At 31.0% G+C, this 19,659-nt stretch carries 21 protein-coding genes; 13 read left to right on the top strand and 8 right to left on the bottom strand.

Annotated elements, in window-relative coordinates:
- Positions 1-9: 9 nt before the first annotated feature.
- The gene (locus NH341_RS14685) at positions 10-393 is read right to left on the bottom strand and encodes a hypothetical protein (protein ID WP_253057377.1); all 384 of its coding nucleotides are present in this window, start codon (positions 391-393) and stop codon (positions 10-12) included.
- A gap of 68 nt (positions 394-461) precedes the next feature.
- Entirely contained in the window at positions 462-2,132 is a 1,671-nt protein-coding gene (locus tag NH341_RS14690; RefSeq protein ID WP_253057379.1) for a M1 family metallopeptidase, read from the bottom strand.
- Positions 2,133-2,223: 91 nt separating this feature from the next.
- Between NH341_RS14690 and NH341_RS14695 the strand changes: the two genes are divergently transcribed.
- From NH341_RS14695 to NH341_RS14710, 4 genes are all read left to right on the top strand, one after another.
- The gene (locus NH341_RS14695) at positions 2,224-3,024 is read left to right on the top strand and encodes an SDR family oxidoreductase (RefSeq protein WP_239180363.1); all 801 of its coding nucleotides are present in this window, start codon (positions 2,224-2,226) and stop codon (positions 3,022-3,024) included.
- A 125-nt stretch (positions 3,025-3,149) separates the two neighbouring features.
- Positions 3,150-3,803 (top strand): fructose-6-phosphate aldolase, encoded by a 654-nt coding sequence (fsa, locus tag NH341_RS14700; protein ID WP_253057381.1) that lies wholly within the window; start codon positions 3,150-3,152, stop codon positions 3,801-3,803.
- Between the two features lie 65 nt (positions 3,804-3,868).
- Positions 3,869-5,548, top strand: coding sequence for a 2-succinyl-5-enolpyruvyl-6-hydroxy-3-cyclohexene-1-carboxylic-acid synthase (gene menD / locus NH341_RS14705; protein ID WP_253057383.1), 1,680 nt, complete (start codon positions 3,869-3,871; stop codon positions 5,546-5,548).
- Position 5,549: 1 nt separating this feature from the next.
- Entirely contained in the window at positions 5,550-5,960 is a 411-nt protein-coding gene (locus NH341_RS14710) for a DNA-binding protein (RefSeq protein WP_253057385.1), read from the top strand.
- A 1-nt stretch (position 5,961) separates the two neighbouring features.
- Here the strand turns inward: NH341_RS14710 and NH341_RS14715 are convergent, their stop codons facing one another.
- On the bottom strand, positions 5,962-7,194 hold the full coding sequence (locus NH341_RS14715) for an alpha/beta hydrolase-fold protein (protein ID WP_253057387.1): 1,233 nt from the start codon (positions 7,192-7,194) through the stop codon (positions 5,962-5,964).
- Between the two features lie 95 nt (positions 7,195-7,289).
- Here NH341_RS14715 and NH341_RS14720 point away from each other — a divergent pair, with 95 nt between their 5' ends.
- The 7 genes from NH341_RS14720 (at position 7,290) to ftsY (ending at position 12,121) form a co-directional block, all read left to right on the top strand.
- Positions 7,290-8,129 (top strand): 1,4-dihydroxy-2-naphthoyl-CoA synthase, encoded by an 840-nt coding sequence (locus tag NH341_RS14720; protein ID WP_047790629.1) that lies wholly within the window; start codon positions 7,290-7,292, stop codon positions 8,127-8,129.
- Between the two features lie 84 nt (positions 8,130-8,213).
- Complete coding sequence (locus tag NH341_RS14725) at positions 8,214-8,822, top strand: fumarylacetoacetate hydrolase family protein (RefSeq protein ID WP_159509482.1); 609 nt, start codon at positions 8,214-8,216, stop codon at positions 8,820-8,822.
- A 41-nt stretch (positions 8,823-8,863) separates the two neighbouring features.
- Positions 8,864-10,108, top strand: coding sequence for a competence/damage-inducible protein A (locus NH341_RS14730; RefSeq protein ID WP_253057389.1), 1,245 nt, complete (start codon positions 8,864-8,866; stop codon positions 10,106-10,108).
- A gap of 165 nt (positions 10,109-10,273) precedes the next feature.
- Positions 10,274-10,513 carry a 50S ribosomal protein L28 gene (gene rpmB / locus NH341_RS14735; protein WP_047790661.1) on the top strand — a complete coding sequence of 80 codons (240 nt, stop codon included), beginning with the start codon at positions 10,274-10,276 and terminating at the stop codon, positions 10,511-10,513.
- A gap of 27 nt (positions 10,514-10,540) precedes the next feature.
- Complete coding sequence (rpmG, locus tag NH341_RS14740; protein WP_013070733.1) at positions 10,541-10,723, top strand: 50S ribosomal protein L33; 183 nt, start codon at positions 10,541-10,543, stop codon at positions 10,721-10,723.
- Between the two features lie 28 nt (positions 10,724-10,751).
- Positions 10,752-10,904 (top strand): DUF4295 domain-containing protein, encoded by a 153-nt coding sequence (locus tag NH341_RS14745; protein ID WP_073183390.1) that lies wholly within the window; start codon positions 10,752-10,754, stop codon positions 10,902-10,904.
- Positions 10,905-11,167: 263 nt separating this feature from the next.
- Positions 11,168-12,121 (top strand): signal recognition particle-docking protein FtsY, encoded by a 954-nt coding sequence (gene ftsY, locus NH341_RS14750; protein WP_047790632.1) that lies wholly within the window; start codon positions 11,168-11,170, stop codon positions 12,119-12,121.
- Between the two features lie 48 nt (positions 12,122-12,169).
- Here the strand turns inward: ftsY and NH341_RS14755 are convergent, their stop codons facing one another.
- Positions 12,170-12,769: a nitroreductase family protein gene (locus NH341_RS14755; RefSeq protein WP_253057391.1), complete on the bottom strand. Its 600-nt coding sequence runs from the start codon at positions 12,767-12,769 to the stop codon at positions 12,170-12,172.
- A gap of 95 nt (positions 12,770-12,864) precedes the next feature.
- Between NH341_RS14755 and NH341_RS14760 the strand changes: the two genes are divergently transcribed.
- The gene (locus tag NH341_RS14760; RefSeq protein WP_047790634.1) at positions 12,865-13,221 is read left to right on the top strand and encodes a helix-turn-helix domain-containing protein; all 357 of its coding nucleotides are present in this window, start codon (positions 12,865-12,867) and stop codon (positions 13,219-13,221) included.
- A gap of 111 nt (positions 13,222-13,332) precedes the next feature.
- Positions 13,333-14,979 carry an amidase family protein gene (locus NH341_RS14765; protein WP_253057393.1) on the top strand — a complete coding sequence of 549 codons (1,647 nt, stop codon included), beginning with the start codon at positions 13,333-13,335 and terminating at the stop codon, positions 14,977-14,979.
- A 46-nt stretch (positions 14,980-15,025) separates the two neighbouring features.
- Here the strand turns inward: NH341_RS14765 and NH341_RS14770 are convergent, their stop codons facing one another.
- The 4 genes from NH341_RS14770 to NH341_RS14785 all read right to left on the bottom strand — a co-directional run bounded on the left by NH341_RS14770 (position 15,026) and on the right by NH341_RS14785 (position 19,657).
- Positions 15,026-16,129, bottom strand: coding sequence for an SMP-30/gluconolactonase/LRE family protein (locus tag NH341_RS14770; RefSeq protein ID WP_253057395.1), 1,104 nt, complete (start codon positions 16,127-16,129; stop codon positions 15,026-15,028).
- Positions 16,130-16,196: 67 nt separating this feature from the next.
- The gene (locus tag NH341_RS14775) at positions 16,197-16,772 is read right to left on the bottom strand and encodes a Crp/Fnr family transcriptional regulator (RefSeq protein WP_253057397.1); all 576 of its coding nucleotides are present in this window, start codon (positions 16,770-16,772) and stop codon (positions 16,197-16,199) included.
- Positions 16,773-17,031: 259 nt separating this feature from the next.
- Entirely contained in the window at positions 17,032-18,255 is a 1,224-nt protein-coding gene (locus NH341_RS14780; protein ID WP_167714094.1) for a DUF5018 domain-containing protein, read from the bottom strand.
- A 22-nt stretch (positions 18,256-18,277) separates the two neighbouring features.
- Complete coding sequence (locus tag NH341_RS14785; RefSeq protein ID WP_253057399.1) at positions 18,278-19,657, bottom strand: PQQ-binding-like beta-propeller repeat protein; 1,380 nt, start codon at positions 19,655-19,657, stop codon at positions 18,278-18,280.
- Positions 19,658-19,659 lie beyond the last annotated feature (2 nt).

The following is a 19,659-nucleotide window of genomic DNA, read 5'->3' on the forward strand; positions in this document are numbered from 1 at the left end:
TCGAGCCTTTTAAGGTTCGAGTTTTTTATTTGTTTTTTTAGTAAGTTGTTTGGCTACTTTGAGTTCAAAATTTGATAGAATGGTAATAATAAAGACTTCAACGATAATATAAGTCCATCCTAAGTTAGTAATAGTTTTTCTATGAAGAAATGCTACTCCAATAGAAAGACAGCAATATAGTAGGTTTACAACTGCAATTCCTTTTAAAAAACATCTAAGATTATTGTGATTTTTTCGGTAACAGTAAAAATCATACATAGTAAAGATCAAAGGAAAAACAGTTAGAAAATACAGACTAGAAGGAGGAATTCCTATGGTGCTTTCAAACTTTACTAACACAACACCCAATAAAAAAGCAGATAAAAAAGCTCCAAAACCATCTATTAAAAACAACTTTTTAGGGTTTAGGATAACGTTTTTTAAAAGCTTTTTAATCATGAAAAAGATAAAATACAGTTGCTTTATAGAGGTTTTGAGTTTACATAAAAGTTTTTGTCAACCTCAATTGAGTCTCCTTTAATAGTTTTTGTTTGCCAATTATCAGAAGGTTTTAGTAATTCATCCTTTCCATCAATAGTTACTTTTATAGGCATATTAAAACCTTTAACAACATTATTCCAACGATATTTTAAGGTGTTGTTTACAATAGTATACTCCAGCTCTGGAATCTTCACTGTACGTAAATATTGATCGAATATTTTACTTAAATCAATACCTGATTTTTCAATCATGTACTTTTCGATTTCTTCAGTAGTTGCTGTTTTATGATAAAAATCAGCATTCAAACCACGTAAAATTTGACGCCATTTTTCATCATTATTAACTAGTTGACGAATTGTATGAAGCATATTAGCCCCTTTATAATACATGTCTCCAGAACCTTCATCATTAACATTATAATTTCCAATTATAGGAATATCATTTTGAATAGAACTTCGTGTTCCTATAACATATTCAGCAGAAGCTTTTTTACCATAGTAATAATCTAAAAATAAGTTTTCAGAGTAAGCTGTAAAGCTTTCGTGAATCCACATATCAGCAATATCTACATTGGTAATATTATTAGCAAACCATTCATGACCAGCTTCGTGAATAATAATAAAGTCGAATTTTAGTCCCCAACCAGTTCCAGATAAATCTCTACCTAAATACCCGTTTTTATATTGATTTCCATAAGTAACAGAACTTTGATGTTCCATTCCTAAATATGGAACTTCTACTAGTTTAAAGCCATCTTCATAAAAAGGATATTTACCAAACCAGTGTTCAAAAGCTTTCATCATCTTGGGAGCGTCTTTAAATTGCTTTTTGGCTTTTTTAAGATTGTCACGTAACACATAATAATTCATATCTAACGCTCCATCTTCACCTTGGTATTTTTCAGAAAAATGTACATAATCTCCAATGTTTACATTAACTCCGTAGTTGTTGATAGGATTATCAACAAACCAATGATAAGTAGTTGTATCGTCATTGTGTTTTTCAATATTACGTAAACGCCCATTAGAAACATCCATTAAATTTTTAGGTACACGAACACTAATTGCCATACTATCTACCTCATCATACATATGATCTTTATTTGGCCACCAAACACTAGCTCCTAACCCTTGACAAGAAGTAGCAACAAAGTGATTTCCATTACTGTCTTTTTTCCAAGAAAAACCACCATCCCAAGGAGCTCTAATCGCTTCTTTAGGTTTACCTTCATAATATACATCAACAGAGTTTACAGTTCCTTTCTTTTGAGGAGATTGTAGTTGAATAAAATGCGCATTTCCTTCAGAAATAACTTTTAGTTCTTTATTGTTTTGAGTCGCTTTGGTAATTTTTAAAGGAGGTTGTAAATCTATTTGTAAAACTTGATAAGGTTTTAAAACTTTATATTGTACAGTATTTTTTCCTTTAATAAACTTTTTGTCAGGATTAACGGTTACGTTAAGGTGATAATATGTTAAGTCCCACCAAGATCTTTCAGGCGTAATAGAACCACGTAAAGAATCTTGACGTGTAAACGTTTTATTTTTTGAAAATAACGAGGTGCTTTTTTGAGCGGTTGAAGAAGAACATCCAGCAATTAAAATTGCTAAAGATGTCATAAAAACAGATAAAGAAAACGTTTTTTTATACATGGTATTTGTTCTTGTAAGATAAAATGCTAAGATAAGTTTTAAAGTTTTTTTATTGAAGCTAACTTTAAGATATTTGCTTAAAATAAGAACAATGTCAAAAACAGTTTTCATTACAGGAGCTTCTTCAGGAATAGGAAAATCAATAGCTATCTATTTACACGATAGAGGGTTTAAAGTTTATGGAACAAGTAGAAATCCACAAAAAGTAACTACTCCATTTCAAATGGTAGCATTAGATGTAACTGACCAAGAATCAATAAAGAAAGCTGTAGAAGAAGTAATCACTGCTGAAGGAAAGATTGATGTGTTGATAAACAATGCAGGAAAAGGAATTACTGGTCCAATTGAGGATACACCTACACAAGAAATGAAAGATAATTTTAATACAAATTTTTTTGGGGTAATTGATGTTGTTAAAGAAGTGTTGCCTCATATGAGAAAACAGCAACTGGGAACGATTATTAACACAACTTCAATAGCAGGATACATGGGGTTACCTTTTAGAGGAATTTATTCTGCAAGTAAAGGGGCGTTAGAGTTGGTAACAGAAGCGTTAAGTATGGAGGTGAAAAGTTTCGGTATTAAGGTTGTTAATGTAGCTCCAGGAGATTTTGCTACGAATATTGCTGCAGGAAGGTATCATACACCTGTTTTTGAAAACTCTGCTTACAAAGAAAAATATGCTGAAAACTTAGCATTGATGGATGCTCATGTTGATTCTGGTGCAGATCCAATACTAATGGCAGAGGCAATCTATAAAATTATTGAAAACAAGAACCCAAAAATTCACTATAAAGTTGGTGGATTTATGGAGAAATTTTCAATTGTATTAAAAAGAATTTTGCCTGATAAAATTTATGAAAAATTACTAATGAATCATTATAAATTGTAAATTCGCAGAAGATTAGTAATTAAAGAAAAATCAAGGTATAAAACATTGTTTTATATGTTGTTTTTATAGAGAGTTGAACTCGCAAAACTCAAGAATTAGAACACAACTACATAATAAATATACAGATGAAATTTTTTATTGATACAGCTAACTTAGATCAAATAAGAGAAGCACAAGCTTTAGGTATTTTAGACGGGGTAACAACAAATCCATCGTTAATGTCTAAAGAAGGAATAACAGGAGAGGGGAATATTATCAATCATTACAAAGCAATTTGTCAAATTGTAGAAGGAGATGTTTCTGCTGAGGTAATTTCTACTGATTTTGATGGTATGGTAAAGGAAGGAGAAGCGTTAGCTGCTTTAAACCCTCAAATAGTAGTGAAACTACCTATGATTAAAGATGGAATAAAAGCGTGTAAATATTTTTCTGATAAAGGAATTAAAACCAATGTAACTTTAGTGTTTTCTGCTGGTCAAGCATTATTAGCAGCAAAAGCTGGAGCAACATATGTATCACCATTTATTGGTCGTTTAGATGATATTTCTACAGATGGTTTAAATCTAATAGCTGAAATTCGTCAGATATTTGATAATTATGCGTTTGATACTGAGATTTTAGCAGCATCTGTACGTCATACAATGCATGTGATTGATTGTGCTAAAATTGGGGCTGATGTTATGACAGGGCCTTTAAGTGCAATTGAAGGATTGTTAAAACACCCTTTAACAGATATTGGTTTAGCAAAATTTTTAGCAGATTATAAAAAAGGAAACTAACCAACGAAGTTGGCTTTAGTATTTTGTCATTCCCGCGAAAGCGGGAATCTCATTTTTTAAAAGATATGTACCCAAAAAAAGAACTCGCACAATTAGTAGTTTCAGCATGTAATCAATTTGATATTGATACCGTTGTAATTTCTCCAGGCTCTCGTAATGCACCACTTACTGTCGGATTTTCAAATCATCCAGAAATAGAAACATTAAGTGTGGTAGATGAGCGTTGTGCTGCCTTTTTTGCTATGGGAATAGCACAACAAAAGCAAAAACCTGTTGCCATTGTATGTTCGTCAGGTTCTGCTTTGTTGAATTATTATCCTGCGATAGCAGAAGCTTTTTATAGCAATATTCCGCTAGTTGTAATTTCAGCAGACAGACCCAAGCACCTGATTGATATTGGTGATGGACAAACCATTCGTCAAGAGAATGTGTTTAAGAACCATATTTTGTTCTCAGCTAATTTAATAGAGGAAGAAAGTCAGTTAAAAAATAATATCAGTTTATTAATTGAGGCATTACAAACTTCAGTCACTCAAAAAGGACCAGTTCATATAAACGTTCCATTTGATGAACCTTTATATGAAACACTTGAAAAATTAGATTCGGTCATTGCGAACAAAGTGAAGCAATCTTTTGAAAAGATGAATGTCATTTCGAGCGCAGTCGAGAAATCTTTTGATTTAGAAAAAATAGCTTCTATTTGGAACTCTTCAGTCAAAAAAATGATTTTGGTAGGAAGTCATTTTCCTGATGTTGAGCTTCAAAAAATATTGAATGTATATGCAGAAGATACTTCTGTTTTAGTGTTAACAGAAACTACCTCAAATATATACAATCCTAAGTTTATCAATAACATAGATAAATTAATATCTAAGTTAACTGAAGAAGAATATAAAGAGTTGCAACCTGAAGTATTACTAACTTTAGGAGGAATGGTAATTTCTAAAAGAATTAAACAGTTTTTACGAAAATTACAGCCAAAACATCACTGGCATGTTGATGAGTTAAAGGCAATGGATACGTATCACTGTTTGTCAGAATTTTTACAAGTAAAACCTGTAACCTTGTTAACAAGTCTTTCTAAGGAAAAGAAAAATGTTGAAAGTAGTTATCAACATGCATGGTTACAAGAAAAAGAACAAAGATCTGTAAAACACGAAGAGTATTTGAAAGATTGCGAATATTCAGATTTAAAATCTTTTGAAGTTATTTTAGAAAGTATCCCAGATAATTCGCAAGTACAAATAAGTAACAGTTCAATTATTCGATATTCACAATTGTTTGATGTAAATTCTACGCTAAAAGTATTTTGTAATCGAGGAACAAGCGGGATTGATGGAAGTACAAGTACAGCTGTAGGAGCAGCATATGCCTCAAAAAATCAAACAATATTTATAACAGGAGATTTAAGTTTCTTTTACGACAGCAATGCATTGTGGAACACAAATATTCCGAAGAATTTTAGAATTATTATTTTAAACAATGCAGGAGGTGGTATTTTTAGATATATCCCGGGGCCATTAACAACAAATGCTACGGAGTACTTTGAAACACCGCATGATTTAACTGCAGAGCATTTATCAAAAATGTATGGTTTTGAATATGTTCAAATAAAAGACTTAAAGAGCTTGCAAAATAGTTTGATTTCGTTTTATGAAGAATCGGATCAGCCAAAAATAATGGAGGTTTTTACTCCAAAAGAAATAAATGACGTAGTTTTAAAAAACTATTTTAAAAACTTATAAGATGGAATTAAAAGAAGGTGATAAGGTAGATTTAGTAATTGGTGTTCAAACCGCTTTAGGTTATTCAGTGTTAATTAACGAAGCATATGAAGGCTTATTGTATAACAATGAAGTTTTTAGTGATGTAGAAGAAGGAATGCGAACAATAGGTTATATTAAAAAGATACGTGAAGATGAAAAAATTGATGTATCACTACGACCGCAAGGATTTAAAAACGTAATTGATTCAGATGTTGATATAATCTTAAAAAAGCTAGAAGAAAAAGGCTTTATATTATTAACAGATAAAAGCTCTCCTGAATCAATTAAATTTCACTTGCAGATGAGTAAAAAAGCATTCAAGAGAGCTATTGGCAGCTTGTATAAGAGTAAAAAAATAGAATTACAAGAAGACAGAATAGTGTTAAAATAAACTATTCTTGTCCTTCTTCTTCTTCAATAATTTCCTCGTCATTATTTTTAATTTCTTCTTTCTTTTTACTTCCCATTAAATCGTTTACACGTTTAATGTTTTCGTAAAAAGCATTTGCATTAGGATCAGAAGGATCCATTTTTCCATAAGCAGCTTTGTAGTAAAAATCTGCTTTTTCGTAGTCTTTTCCAAGTTCATGGTATTTACCTATATAAAAATCACCCATATGAGAATCAGGGTATTTTATCATTACAAAATCCCCTAAAACTCTCAAGTAATCACCATCCTGTCTGTCAATTACAATATCTTCAATAACAAAAATGTCATCTAAACGAACATTTAAGTTAGAACCGTATAGATACTGAATATCTAGATATTTTTTTTCCACATACTTAATTGCATCTAAAGGAGCCAAATCTTTAACATTAGCTTCGTACTCTTCTTTAGTAATTTTAGAATATAAGCTAAACATTTGTGTAAAAGCTCTAGGAATAGTTTCTCCAATTATAGCTAAATAGCTTGGAGAAGAATCAAATTCATCAAAAACAACATTAAAGTTTTTAGCTTCATAGGATGTTAATAACGTTTTAATATCACTAAATCGATTATATTGATTAGTGTCAATGTACTTTTTGTTATTACTTGTATATAAGAAGTAAGTGTTATCTATAGAACCCAGTCTGTTAAGAGAATAAGACTCCATAATAGCGGGAGCAAACTGAGGAAAATCAGGAGTGATACAGATATAAGAATTAAAAATAGGTTTTTCATCTTTTAAGTAGTGAGTAATAAAATTAGCAGCTTTTCCTTCACCTACAATTGTCATAAAAGGAGAAGTTCTAAAGTTTCCTTCCATAAAAGGAATTAACTCATATTTAATAAAATTAAAAAAATGTACCCCTGAACTGGTTAAGGAATTATTAGAAGGTATTATAGAAATATCTTTTCCATAAGTGTTTTTCATATCAATACCTACTACAATTTGTCTGGGTGCTTTATCTACATTAGCATAAAGTTTAGCATTACCTACATATAAATCAAAAAGATACTCGTCACCTAAAATAATAGCTAGAGGATAATTAGTAGTTTCATCTACATCATAGCCTTCTGGAAGGTAGATTTTTACATTTCTATCTTTTTCTAATTCTTTTGAATTGATTTTTTGAGTAACAACTTTTTGAGAAAAAAGACTAATACTAATTAATAGGGTAAATAATAAATATACTTGTTTCATATTTAGGGGTAAATTATATCGTTCAAATATAGAAAAGAAAAATAAAGTTATTATGTTATTTTTGTACAACTAAATAACGACAATATTTTAAAATTATGATACAACCAGACTGGAAAGTTGCCAAAGAGTACGAAGATATTACCTATAAAAAGTCACACAACGTTGCAAGAATAGCATTTAATAGACCCAATGTACGTAATGCGTTTCGACCAAAAACTACTTCAGAGTTATTGGATGCGTTTCATGATGCACATGAAGATACGAATATAGGAGTGGTATTGTTGTCTGCTGAAGGGCCATCAACTAAAGATGGAGTTTGGAGTTTTTGTTCTGGAGGAGATCAAAATGCACGTGGACACCAAGGTTATGTTGGAGATGATGGTTACCACCGTTTGAATATTTTAGAAGTACAGCGTTTAATACGTTTTATGCCAAAAGCAGTAATATGCGTGGTTCCAGGTTGGGCTGTAGGTGGCGGACATAGTTTGCACGTAACTTGTGATTTAACGTTAGCAAGTAAAGAACATGCTATTTTTAAACAAACGGATGCAGATGTTACTTCATTTGATGCAGGGTATGGATCGGCATATTTAGCGAAAATGGTAGGGCAAAAGAAAGCTCGTGAAATCTTTTTCTTAGGAAGAAATTATTCGGCTCAAGAAGCGTATGAAATGGGTATGGTAAATGCCGTAATTCCACATGATGAGCTAGAGCAAACAGCTTTTGATTGGGCACAAGAAATTTTAGCAAAATCACCAACTTCAATAAAAATGTTAAAGTTTGCAATGAACTTAACCGATGATGGTATGGTAGGGCAACAAGTATTTGCAGGAGAAGTAACTCGTTTAGCATATATGACGGATGAAGCCAAAGAAGGACGTGATGCGTTTTTAGAAAAACGCAAGCCAAACTTTCCTAAAACGTGGATACCATAACTGATTGATAATTTTAAGAATTATGAATTACGAGTTAGAGGTTTTTAATTCGTAATTCTAAAATCATAATTCGTACTTGAAGAAATGAAAATAATTTGTATTGGACGTAATTACGCAAAACACATAGAAGAGTTAGCAAATGAAAGACCAGAAAACCCGGTAGTTTTCTTAAAACCAGATTCGGCTATTCTTCCTAAAAAAATGCCATTTTTTATTCCTCCGTTTTCAAATGATATCCATTATGAGGTGGAAGTATTGGTAAAAATTAATAAGGTTGGAAAACACATTTCTCCAAAATTTGCTCATAAATATTATGACACTGTAGGCTTAGGGATTGATTTTACTGCGCGTGATGTGCAAGCACAATGTAAAGAAAAAGGATTGCCTTGGGAAAAAGCAAAAGCTTTTGATGGTAGTGCTATAGTAGGAGAGTTTTTTCCGAAAGAAGATTTTGACTTAGAAAACTTGTCTTTTCAATTACAAAAGAACGATGAGGTTGTACAAGATGGAAATACCACTAGTATGTTATGGAAAATTGATGAGTTGATTAGTTACGTGTCGCAATATTTCACGTTGAAAAAAGGAGATATTATCTTTACAGGAACACCAGCAGGAGTTGGAAAAGTGGCAGAAAATGACATTTTAACAGGAACTATTGAAGGAAAACAAGCTTTTCAAATTAAAGTAAAATAAAATATATCCCGCTTCAGCGGGATTCTTTTTTAGATATATACATGAATGCAGAAATCATTACGATAGGAGATGAAATTCTTATCGGACAAATTGTAGATACCAATTCACAATGGATTGGTCAAGAACTTAATAAAATTGGAATTTCGGTATATCAAATCTCCTCAGTCCAGGATGAAAAACAACATATTTTAAATGCGTTAAAAGAAGCAGAAAGTAGAGCAGATATTGTGATAATAACTGGGGGGTTAGGACCTACCAAAGACGATATCACTAAAAAAACAATTGCTGAATATTTTAAAGATGAAAAGATTGTTGAATACCCCGAAGTAATTGATAACATTAAATACCTATTCAAAAAAAATAATCATCCGTTCAACGAAATCCAGAAGTATCAAGCGCAGCTTCCTTCCAAAGCCACCTTATTAATGAATCGTTTAGGAACTGCACCAGGAATGTGGTTCTATGAAAATAATACTGTTTTTGTATCTCTTCCGGGAGTGCCATATGAAATGAAAGGATTAATGAAGTATCATGTATTGCCTAAGCTACGGTCTACTTTTAAATTGCCATTCATTTTACATAGGACAATTATGACGGTAGGTACAGGGGAAACAATTATTGCAGAAAGAATTTCTGATTGGGAAGAGAGTTTACCTAATTTTATAAAGCTAGCCTACTTACCATCTTATGGACGTGTTCGTTTACGTTTATCAGCTAAAGGAAAAGATAAAGAGGTATTAGTGAAAGAGATGGAAAAGCAAGTTGCAGCATTATATATGCTAATACCAGAAATTATCGTAGGAGATGATAATGAAACATCTTTAGAAAAAGAAGTGGGTAAACTGTTAAAAAAACATGGGAAAACTGTTGCTACAGCAGAAAGCTTAACAGGAGGGAAAATAGCGTCAACCATAGTTTCAGTTCCAGGAGCATCTTCATATTTTATGGGAGGATTCGTTACGTATACAGCAGCTTTAAAAGAACAACTACTCAATGTTTCTAAAGAAGTTATTGATAAATATACGGTAGTAAGTAAAGAAGTAGCTTTAGCAATGGCAAAAGGATGTTTGGAGAAGTTACAAACAGATTACGCGATAGCTGTAACAGGAAATGCAGGTCCAACAACCGATCATAATGATAAAAGTGTAGGATTGGTATATATTGGTATAGCAACTAAAAGTGGAATAGATGTTTATGAGTTTAATTTTGGGGAGCCAAGAGAAAAGGTAATTAATAGAACGGTAACCAAATCTTTAGAACTTTTACAAGCTGCCATATTAAAATAAATTAGTATTTTTGCAGCCGTTACGCTTCCAAATAGGTTAGATGCTGAGCCTAGTTTTGAAAAGATTAAAATTAATTAAAATTTAATCGAGAATATTTTTGTGCAGTAAATTAAAATGCATAAATTTGCACCTCGTTTAGAAATAACACTAAAAACTGTCAAGAAGATGTCTAGAGTTTGTGAATTAACAGGAAAAAAAGCGATGGTAGGTAACAATGTATCTCACGCTTTAAATAGAACTAAAAGAAGATTTAACGCTAATTTAATGACTAAGCGTTTCTATATTCCAGAAGAAGATAAATGGGTAACTTTAAAAGTATCTGCTTCTGCATTAAAAAATATTAATAAAAAAGGAATCTCTGCGGTTATTAAAGAAGCTAGAGAAAAAGGTTTCTTAACTAAATAATTCCTTACTAGATAAAATTTTAGAGAGATGGCAAAAAAAGGAAACAGAGTTCAAGTAATTTTAGAGTGTACTGAGCACAAAGCTTCTGGTCAACCAGGAACTTCTCGTTATATTACAACAAAGAACAAAAAGAATACTCCTGATAGAATGGAATTAAAGAAATTTAATCCAATCTTAAAGAAGATGACAGTTCATAAAGAAATTAAATAATAAGCTACGGCGTAAACTTTAATATAAAATGGCAAAGAAATCAGTAGCATCGTTACAAACAGGTTCAAAAAGATTAACCAAAGCTATCAAAATGGTAAAGTCTCCAAAATCAGGAGCTTATACATTTGTTGAAGCTATTATGGATCCAGAAAGCGTGAATGACTTTTTAGCAAAAAAGTAATTCTTGTATACAGTTTAAAGAAAAGCTACTTTCATTAGAGAGTAGCTTTTTTTATATTTGACAGTCTCAAGTTTTTTGAATACGTTAAAGATTTGGGAATTATCCTAGCAAGTCGGGCTTTCGGCAGTCGCTTCCCGAAGTATCGGGAGAGTTTTAACAAATGCCTCAATCCTTAACACTAAAGCTGTGGAACAATGACAATTTGACTGTATTAGTAAAATGGTATAGTTTTTAACCTATGTAAGCGATTATAATATTTAAAAATGAGTTTTTTTAAGAAAATCTTCTCTAAAGAGAAAAAGGAAACCTTAGACAAGGGATTAGAAAAAACCAAAACAAGTTTTTTCTCTAAATTATCAAAAGCAGTTGCTGGTAAAGCTAAGGTTGATGATGATGTATTAGATAATTTAGAAGAAGTATTGGTATCGTCTGATGTAGGAGTAGAAACTACCCTGAAAATAATAGATAGAATAGAAGAACGTGTATCTCGCGACAAATATTTAGGAACAGAAGAGCTAAACCAAATTTTACGTGAAGAAATAGCGGGTTTATTATCAGAAACCAATACTGGTGACGACACCGATTTTACTATTCCAGCAAATACGAAACCTTATGTGTTAATGGTTGTAGGTGTTAATGGAGTAGGAAAAACAACTACGATAGGTAAACTAGCTTCACAATTTAAAAAGAAAGGGTTAAAAGTTGTTTTAGGAGCAGCGGATACCTTTAGAGCCGCAGCAATAGATCAGCTACAAGTTTGGGCAGATAGAACAGACGTACCAATTGTAAGACAAGAAATGGGTTCCGATCCTGCCTCTGTAGCTTTTGATACAGTTCAATCAGGTGTAAATCAAGGAGCAGATGTTATAATTATCGACACTGCAGGACGTTTACATAATAAAGTAAACCTAATGAATGAGCTAACAAAAATAAAACGTGTAATGCAAAAAGTAATACCAAATGCACCACACGATGTATTGTTAGTGTTAGATGGTTCAACAGGACAAAATGCTTTTGAACAAGCAAAACAATTTACGAAAGCAACAGAAGTAACTTCGTTAGCAGTAACTAAATTAGATGGTACCGCAAAAGGAGGTGTTGTTATCGGAATTTCAGATCAATTTAAAATACCTGTGAAATATATTGGAGTAGGAGAAGGTATTGATGACCTACAAGTATTCAACAAACATGAATTTGTAGATTCGTTTTTTAAATAGAAAAACATAAGTAAATAAAAAAACTCCCAATTTGGGAGTTTTTTTATTCTAAACAGTTTCAATAACCTTGTTAAAAGCCAATCTCGATTTAGGTTTTCTGTCTGGTTGATTAAAATCCTCTTCATCTCTATAGCCAATAGCCACAGCAACAACAGTTGCGTAATCTTTGTTGTTTAAAATTTTGTCATAATTTTCTGGTTCAATACCTTCCATTGGAGTGGCATCGATTCTCATTTCAGCACAAGCACTTAAAAAAACTCCTAAAGCCAAATATACTTGTCTGTTAAACCAGGCTTTAATTTCTTCTTCAGGTTTTGGCTTTATAAATTCTTTATAATAACCAACAGCACCCTCAGGGAGCTCTTCTTCAATTTGTTTTTCAAACAAATCAATATCATTAATTCGATTAAAAACAACAATGGTATCACTTTCAATAACCTTGCTAGTATTTAACCAAGATACTTTTGAAAGTTGTTCTTTAGTATCAGTGTCAGAAACAAAAGTGAATTTCCATGGTTGGCTATTTATTGAAGAAGGACTTAATTGTAAAACCTGTTGTAACTCTTTGATTTTTTCTGATTCAATTTTTTTTGAAGCATTATATTTTTTTGTTGTATAACGTTGCTGCATTGATGTTATAAAGCTCATATTCTATTTTTTAATTAAACTATAAAAATTATAGTATCAAAAGTAAGTATAGTTTTTTATCTTTGCAATAACGGTCAAAAAGGATAGTATAAATTATGGAGGTACAAGAATCTAAAACACTTAAGTTTAAAGGAAGAGAGTTCCCTTGCTGTACGAGTCTTACTATGGGAGTTATTGGTGGGAAATGGAAAACAGTAATTCTTTTTCATTTAATAAAAGGAACGCTTCGTTACAGTGAGTTAAGAAAAGAAATTCCAATGGTTACAGAACGAACTTTAAGTTTACAGTTAAAAGCCTTGGAAGAAGATGGTGTAATAAAAAGAAAAGTGTACACCTCAAAACCACCATTAAAAGTAGAGTATTCTTTAACTGATTTAGGAAAAAGCTTAATTCCTATAATTCAGTCTATCGCAGACTGGGGAGATTTTGCCGTAACAAACCATTCTAAATAATAATTTCCGTATATTATCAACTATTAGAGTTTAGATAATAAGGCAGTTTTGTTATCCTAAATAAAGCTTTTCAATTTTTATAATTACATTTGAGTATCAAATATTTGACCAATGAGAAAAGCTACTTTTTTATTATTAACTCTTCTATTTATAAGTGCATGTAAGCAAAAAGCTGTAAAGGTATATTTTAAAAGCTATGATGAATCATCAGAAATAGAAAAACAGCAAGATCACGAGAAAAAGAGAATGCAGTTTAAATTACTTCAGTCTCATTTTTTAGATTTAAATAAAGAACTCAAACCTTTTGAAAAGGAGCTATCAAGATTTTCAGAAGAAGAATATCAACAACTAAAGCCATTAATTTTAGAAAAAGATATTCCAACTATTCAAAAGAGCATAACAAATAAAAAACTCACGTACGAAAAACTAACATTATTCTATTTATATAGAATACGAAAGTTTGAAAGTGATAGTACAAAGTATTTGAATGCAATTATATCTCTAAATCCAAAGGTATTAGAAGAAGCAAGAGCAAAAGATAAAGAATCAAAAGAAGCAAATGAATTTTCCTTGAATGGAATTCCAATTTTGATAAAGGATAATATTGATGCCGCAGGAATGATAACGACTGCTGGAGCTGTAGCTTTACAAAACAACTCAACTGACAAGGATGCTTTTATTGTCAAAAAATTAAGAGAAGCGGGAGCATTAATTTTAGGAAAAGTAAACTTAAGTGAATGGGCATACTTCTTTTGTGAAGATTGTCCGTTAGGGTATAGTGCCACTGGAGGGCAAACCTTAAATCCTTATGGAAGAAAAGTTTTTGAAACAGGAGGTTCTAGCTCAGGAAGTGGAGTTTCTGTAGCAGCAAACTATGCCGTAGCTGCTGTAGGTACAGAAACAGCAGGGTCTATAACTTCACCATCAAGTCAAAACTCAGTGGTTGGATTAAAACCAACAATTGGTGTTTTAAGTCGCTCAGGAATTGTTCCGATTTCAAGTACGTTAGATACTCCAGGTCCGATGACTAAAAGTGTCGTAGACAATGTTATTTTATTTGAAGCGATGCTAGGAAAAGATAATGAGGATGCTGCTTCTTTAGAAATAGAAGATTTTAAACCTAAAGAATTACTTAATGAAAGCTACACAATCCAAGGAAAAAGAATAGGAGTGCTAAAACCTATTTTAACAGATTCTATTTATAAAGCAAGTGTAGAAAAGTTACAAGAAGCTGGTGCAGAAATTATTGAGATAATACCACCTGAAATTTCTTTTGATGGATTTATTACACTGTTGAATATAGATATGAAACATGATTTACCGAAATACTTATCTATTTATGGAAACAAAAATCTAACAGTAAAAAATATACAAGATGTGATTGAGTTTAATAAAAAAGACTCTATAAAAAGAGCTCCTTACGGACAACAGTTATTTGAAGGAATAATAAAAGACACAACAACTTTAGCACAGTTAGAAGTTGTAAAAGATAGTTTGAGTTTTAATGGTAAAAAGTTTTTACAAGATTTAAAAACTCAAAATTTAGATGTTATTCTATCTATTAATAATTATCATTCTGGTATTGCAGCAGTAGCGAAGTATCCGACATTAACAGTTCCTATGGGATATAAAAACTCTGGAGAACCTGTTAGTTTAACGTTTATAGGGAAGCCTTTTACTGAAAAAGAATTATTGCAGCTAGGGTATGCTTTTGAGAAACTAACGAAAGCAAGAAAGACTCCAGTTGATTATCATTAATAGGACTACATATAAAATAAAAACTCCCAATTCGGGAGTTTTTATTTTAATTCTCTAATTTGTATTTTCCAATATAACCAGACACATCTCCGCCGAGATAAAGATATCCCTCATGCTCTTCAACAGAACTAGCTTCTGACACAACTTTACCAGTCGTGTCATAATAAGTTTTTAAAATCTCTCCATCAGCACTCAAATGCATAATCATTCCATAGCGAGCTACTTTAGGTTGTAAAAATAGAGGAAGACCATATACTAACTTTTTTACAAGAGGTTTAGAGTGTATTTCATCTAAAGAAGAATCTCTTTTAGTTGAAAAACCAAGCCAAAAACTACCATCGGTTCTTCTAGAAACTCCATTAGGAAAACCAGGTAGGTTATCAAGAAAAATATCTGTTGTTCCTTTATTACTGCCTTTTAACCAGTATCTAAGAATTCTATATTTAGCCAAATCTACCATTAACACAAAGTCATCCTTTTGAGAAACCGCAACACCGTTTCCGAAATAAGTACCCTCTATAAGTGTTTTTACTTCTTTGGTTTTCGGATTGTAACTATAAAGACCTCCATCAGGTTTAGCTTCCATTAATAGTTTCCAAATATGTGTTCTACTAAAAGGAATTTTAGAAGAAGTATTGGTAAAGTAAATAGTTCCATCAGAAGCAATGTCTACATCATTGGGGATAAGAAACTTGTTCCCGTTTTCATCTTCACTTGCTAAAGTGGTAATTTTTCCTTTTTTATCTACACTGATTAAACCTCTTTTTAAGTCACAAGCAATTAGATTTTGATTGCTGTCAAAATGCAGACCAGCAACCCAAGATTCAGTATTACAAAACACAGAAACTTTTCCCGATGTGTCAATTTTTAAAATTCTACCATCTGAAAAGTCTGTTTCAGAAATATGAACTCCACAATATAGATTTCCTTGATTATCTACTGCAATATCCTCAGGCCCATACCAACCGTCTAAATCGATGTGTTGAGTTGAGCTTAGTAGTTCATTTTCATGAAGCGCGCCTACTAATTTAGGAGGTGTAGGAGGAAACCAAGCTTCTGGATTAATTGAACATGATTTAAAAGTAACACTGGTTATAAAAATGAGTAAGATTAATAATGTAGCGTATTTTACTAATGATGCAATTTTCATTGTATTTGTTTTTATAATTTATAAAGACAAAGAAAATGACAGTAATTTATTTCTATCTTGACAAATGTTAGGAAATAGTAACTTCTTTTCGAATCCTACTCAAAGATTCGGCAGCTATACCAAGAAAGCTTGCGATTTGGTATTGAGGAGCTCTTAAAACAATTTTTTTATCATAGTTTTTAATAAAGTCTAAATACTTTTTTTTAGCCGATTTTGTTTGCATAGTTAGAACTCTTTGTTGTGCACAAAGGTGATTTTGCTCAGCTAAAACTCTACCAAACTTCTCAAAGTTGGGAGATTCTTTATATAATTGAGTTAAACTTTCAAAAGAAATTTTATAAACTACGCTATCTTCAATAGCTTCTAGAAATTCAAGAGAAGGAGTTTGGTATATAAAACTATCAAAAACTGTTATAAACTGGTTATCGCAAGAAAAATAGGTTGTAAACTCTTTACCTTCTATATTTTTAAATGTTCTAAAAAAACCAGATTCAATAAAGTATAAATCCTTAGCTTTTCTCCCTTCTTTAATAACTAATGTTTTTGATTTATACTCTTTTTTTTCTAATTGATTATAAAATGTTTTAAACTCATTTTCAGTAAGTCCAATTAAGTCATGTAGCAATTTTTTGAGTTCGTCCATTCTTTAATATAAAGTTCAATTAGTAGCGAAGTTATCTAAAACAAGTTTAAAAATCAAACAAGTTTTAAATGTGTAAATAGAAGAGAAGCTCTTTGTGGTATATTGAAGTAGGAGGTGGTATTAATGATTTACAAGTATTTAACAAACACGAATTTGTTGATTCTTTTTTTGTATAAAAAAATAATATCATATAATTTATAAAAATTAAAAAACTCCACTATTAAAGTGGAGTTTTTGCTTTATTAGATGAATAAACATTCTAATTATTAACATTAATATTAATTTGATCTCCCATTCTTCCTTCTGATCCTATAAATATAACTGTTCTTTCAGTTAAATTATTGTTGAAAAAGGCACTGCGAACAAAACTCCCATCCATTAATAAGTTATATTCTGTCTTTTCAGGATTTAGAGTTGCATCAATACTACCATTAGGATTAAACTGGTAAAAGCTTCCATTTGAAGGAACCCCAATATAATCTGTTAAGTTTTCACCAGTAATAATTAAATTATCTCCATAGCTATAAGAGTTTTGATTTGTAGATATTATTTTAGGTGCATTTTCTGCCAAAATATCAATAAACTGATCAGATTCAATCTCTACTAAATTTGTTTTATAAATTATTTTATAGTTAGTGTTTGTAGGGATGTTTTCAGGAATTTTAGTATTAATATTGAAAGTAGTGACTCTCTCTTGTGAAGAATAACTCTCATAGTTTAAAATAGGTAAATAATATTTATTTGTGCCATCAGTTAAATATATTTCTGCTCCAGGTTTACTTGGATCTATAAATTTTCCTGAAATTACCATGTTAGCTCTAATGTAATAAAGATAATAGCTTCTATAATTATTTATTACAGGCATGTTTGCTATTACTTTGTACTCACGTTGTTCACCATTTTCTGCTGTAACAGTATATGTTACAGGTGTTTCGAAATTTTGGCTATTAGAATTGTTAGGAGAAATTGAAGCGTACTCTGAAATTGAAATTGTAGGGGTAAGAGAGCTTATATCTAATTCTCCAGTGTTAAAACTTATTATGTTAGAATCTTGATTAATTTCTGCATCAATAGTTTGATTATTCAAGATGACAGAAAAAGAAAGAATTTTATTCTCAGAACTTAGAGGTCTATTATTAACTTGAACTCTATAAATACTTGTTTCCCCATTTTCAGCATATACTGTATAAGGGACTTCGTTATTGAAATTTTGACTTTCATTTTCTAAGGGAGATATAGTTGCTCCAGTAGAGTATTCAATAGAAGGAGTTAATGCTGAGATTTCAGCACCTACAACATTAAAAACTATGGTTTTAGCTGTTTGGTCTATATTCCCATTTATAACTTCATCATTTACCTTTAATGTAAATGAAGTGATTTTACTTTCAGAACTTAAAATAATTGGAGATTCTGGTTCATCATCTTTTGAACAAGAGACAAACATTAGTATTGTAAAAGTAATAGATATAATTTTCTTTATCATTTTTATTTATTTAAGTATAGTTTTAATTCTTTAAGCCATATGAACTTGGGTAAATTACAATATCACTATTACCTATAATAATAGTAGGTGATTTAGTTATAATTTCTTCTGTTTGTAAAGTCCATTTTAAGTTACCTGAGCTAGCATCAATAGCATAAAAGGTTTTATTCCAATCTCCAATATAAACGGTATTTTCATATACAATTGGAGAACTTGTAGTCTTCTTTTGTAAATTATATTTCCACTTTATATTTCCATTATCAGCGTCAAAGCAAATTAGTTCACCACTACCATCAGTGGAGTTAGAAATTCCGATATAAATATTATCGCTGTACACAAAAGGAGATGATTCTATAACTCCGTTATTTTTGTGATAACTCCATTTTACACTATTATTTTCTTTATCAAGAGCATATAAATCTCTAGCGGTTGCAGTAATAATATAGTTATTATAAATAGTTGGCGAATTTTCAAATCCATTAAAAAGCCCTGCGTTAAAAGTCCAGTTTAAAGTTCCAGTATTTTTATTTAAAGAATAAAATCGACCTATATTATCCCCAATGTAAATATAGCCTTCATGTATTAACGGATTGGTGTTTATTTCAAGAGCAGCGTGTGTATTGTTGTCAGGTTTGAAATTCCATGTTACGTTTCCAGAAACTTTATCTACTACCTCAAAATAATTTTCGTTTGATATATATAATTTTGAATCATCTATAGATAGCGGTGTTGTAAAATTAAATCTACGTTCCCACAATTTTTCTTGTTTTTCAATAGAAAAACATTGTAAATTAGAATAAACATCAAAGGTATATAAATAAGTGTCATCTGTTATTATATCTCTATAAAATTCATCATTGGTGTCTATATTTGGATTTATGCTCCATATAGGTTTTCCTGAAAGAATATTTAACGCATTTCCGTTTATACCCGAAAAAATAAGGTTTTTATGTCCAGTGTGGGCTTCTATGAGAGAATAGGTCTTGGATTTCCACAATATTTCATTGGTTATTAAATCATAAGCAATTAAATCATTTGAAGCTATAGGAATGAAAAGAATTTTACTTTTAGGACTCTCAAATGTAAAATTTAATTCAGAGACTCCACCTTTCTTATCCGTTGCTATTATTTTTCCTTCATATTCATTATTATATTCTAAATGAAAAGTATAGTTAGAATAAGTTGTCTCTGTAACTAAGACAGAGTTAATGTATAGACTATAATATATAATATCATTGTCAATATCTAAAACATCATTCCAATCTATGGTTACTTCATTTCCATAAAAGCTAATGTTTTCTAATATTAATTGTTCTGGTTTTGTGTTTTCAGGAGGTATATTATCATTATTAGAGCATGATAAAAATAATAGTAAGAAGAGAACAGAAATAGTTTTTTTCATAG

Origin of the sequence: Tenacibaculum sp. XPcli2-G, assembly GCF_024124505.1 — a bacterium.
Taxonomy (GTDB): Bacteria; Bacteroidota; Bacteroidia; order Flavobacteriales; family Flavobacteriaceae; genus Polaribacter; species Polaribacter mesophilus.

Coding starts and splice junctions, on each gene's coding strand:
- NH341_RS14690 (WP_253057379.1), bottom strand. CDS start 2,132: ATGTATAAAAAAACGTTTTCTTTATCTGTTTTTATGACATCTTTAGCA.
- NH341_RS14695 (WP_239180363.1), top strand. CDS start 2,224: ATGTCAAAAACAGTTTTCATTACAGGAGCTTCTTCAGGAATAGGAAAA.
- fsa (WP_253057381.1), top strand. CDS start 3,150: ATGAAATTTTTTATTGATACAGCTAACTTAGATCAAATAAGAGAAGCA.
- menD (WP_253057383.1), top strand. CDS start 3,869: ATGTACCCAAAAAAAGAACTCGCACAATTAGTAGTTTCAGCATGTAAT.
- NH341_RS14710 (WP_253057385.1), top strand. CDS start 5,550: ATGGAATTAAAAGAAGGTGATAAGGTAGATTTAGTAATTGGTGTTCAA.
- NH341_RS14715 (WP_253057387.1), bottom strand. CDS start 7,194: ATGAAACAAGTATATTTATTATTTACCCTATTAATTAGTATTAGTCTT.
- NH341_RS14720 (WP_047790629.1), top strand. CDS start 7,290: ATGATACAACCAGACTGGAAAGTTGCCAAAGAGTACGAAGATATTACC.
- NH341_RS14725 (WP_159509482.1), top strand. CDS start 8,214: ATGAAAATAATTTGTATTGGACGTAATTACGCAAAACACATAGAAGAG.
- NH341_RS14730 (WP_253057389.1), top strand. CDS start 8,864: ATGAATGCAGAAATCATTACGATAGGAGATGAAATTCTTATCGGACAA.
- rpmB (WP_047790661.1), top strand. CDS start 10,274: ATGTCTAGAGTTTGTGAATTAACAGGAAAAAAAGCGATGGTAGGTAAC.
- rpmG (WP_013070733.1), top strand. CDS start 10,541: ATGGCAAAAAAAGGAAACAGAGTTCAAGTAATTTTAGAGTGTACTGAG.
- NH341_RS14745 (WP_073183390.1), top strand. CDS start 10,752: ATGGCAAAGAAATCAGTAGCATCGTTACAAACAGGTTCAAAAAGATTA.
- ftsY (WP_047790632.1), top strand. CDS start 11,168: ATGAGTTTTTTTAAGAAAATCTTCTCTAAAGAGAAAAAGGAAACCTTA.
- NH341_RS14755 (WP_253057391.1), bottom strand. CDS start 12,769: ATGAGCTTTATAACATCAATGCAGCAACGTTATACAACAAAAAAATAT.
- NH341_RS14760 (WP_047790634.1), top strand. CDS start 12,865: ATGGAGGTACAAGAATCTAAAACACTTAAGTTTAAAGGAAGAGAGTTC.
- NH341_RS14765 (WP_253057393.1), top strand. CDS start 13,333: ATGAGAAAAGCTACTTTTTTATTATTAACTCTTCTATTTATAAGTGCA.
- NH341_RS14770 (WP_253057395.1), bottom strand. CDS start 16,129: ATGAAAATTGCATCATTAGTAAAATACGCTACATTATTAATCTTACTC.
- NH341_RS14775 (WP_253057397.1), bottom strand. CDS start 16,772: ATGGACGAACTCAAAAAATTGCTACATGACTTAATTGGACTTACTGAA.
- NH341_RS14780 (WP_167714094.1), bottom strand. CDS start 18,255: ATGATAAAGAAAATTATATCTATTACTTTTACAATACTAATGTTTGTC.
- NH341_RS14785 (WP_253057399.1), bottom strand. CDS start 19,657: ATGAAAAAAACTATTTCTGTTCTCTTCTTACTATTATTTTTATCATGC.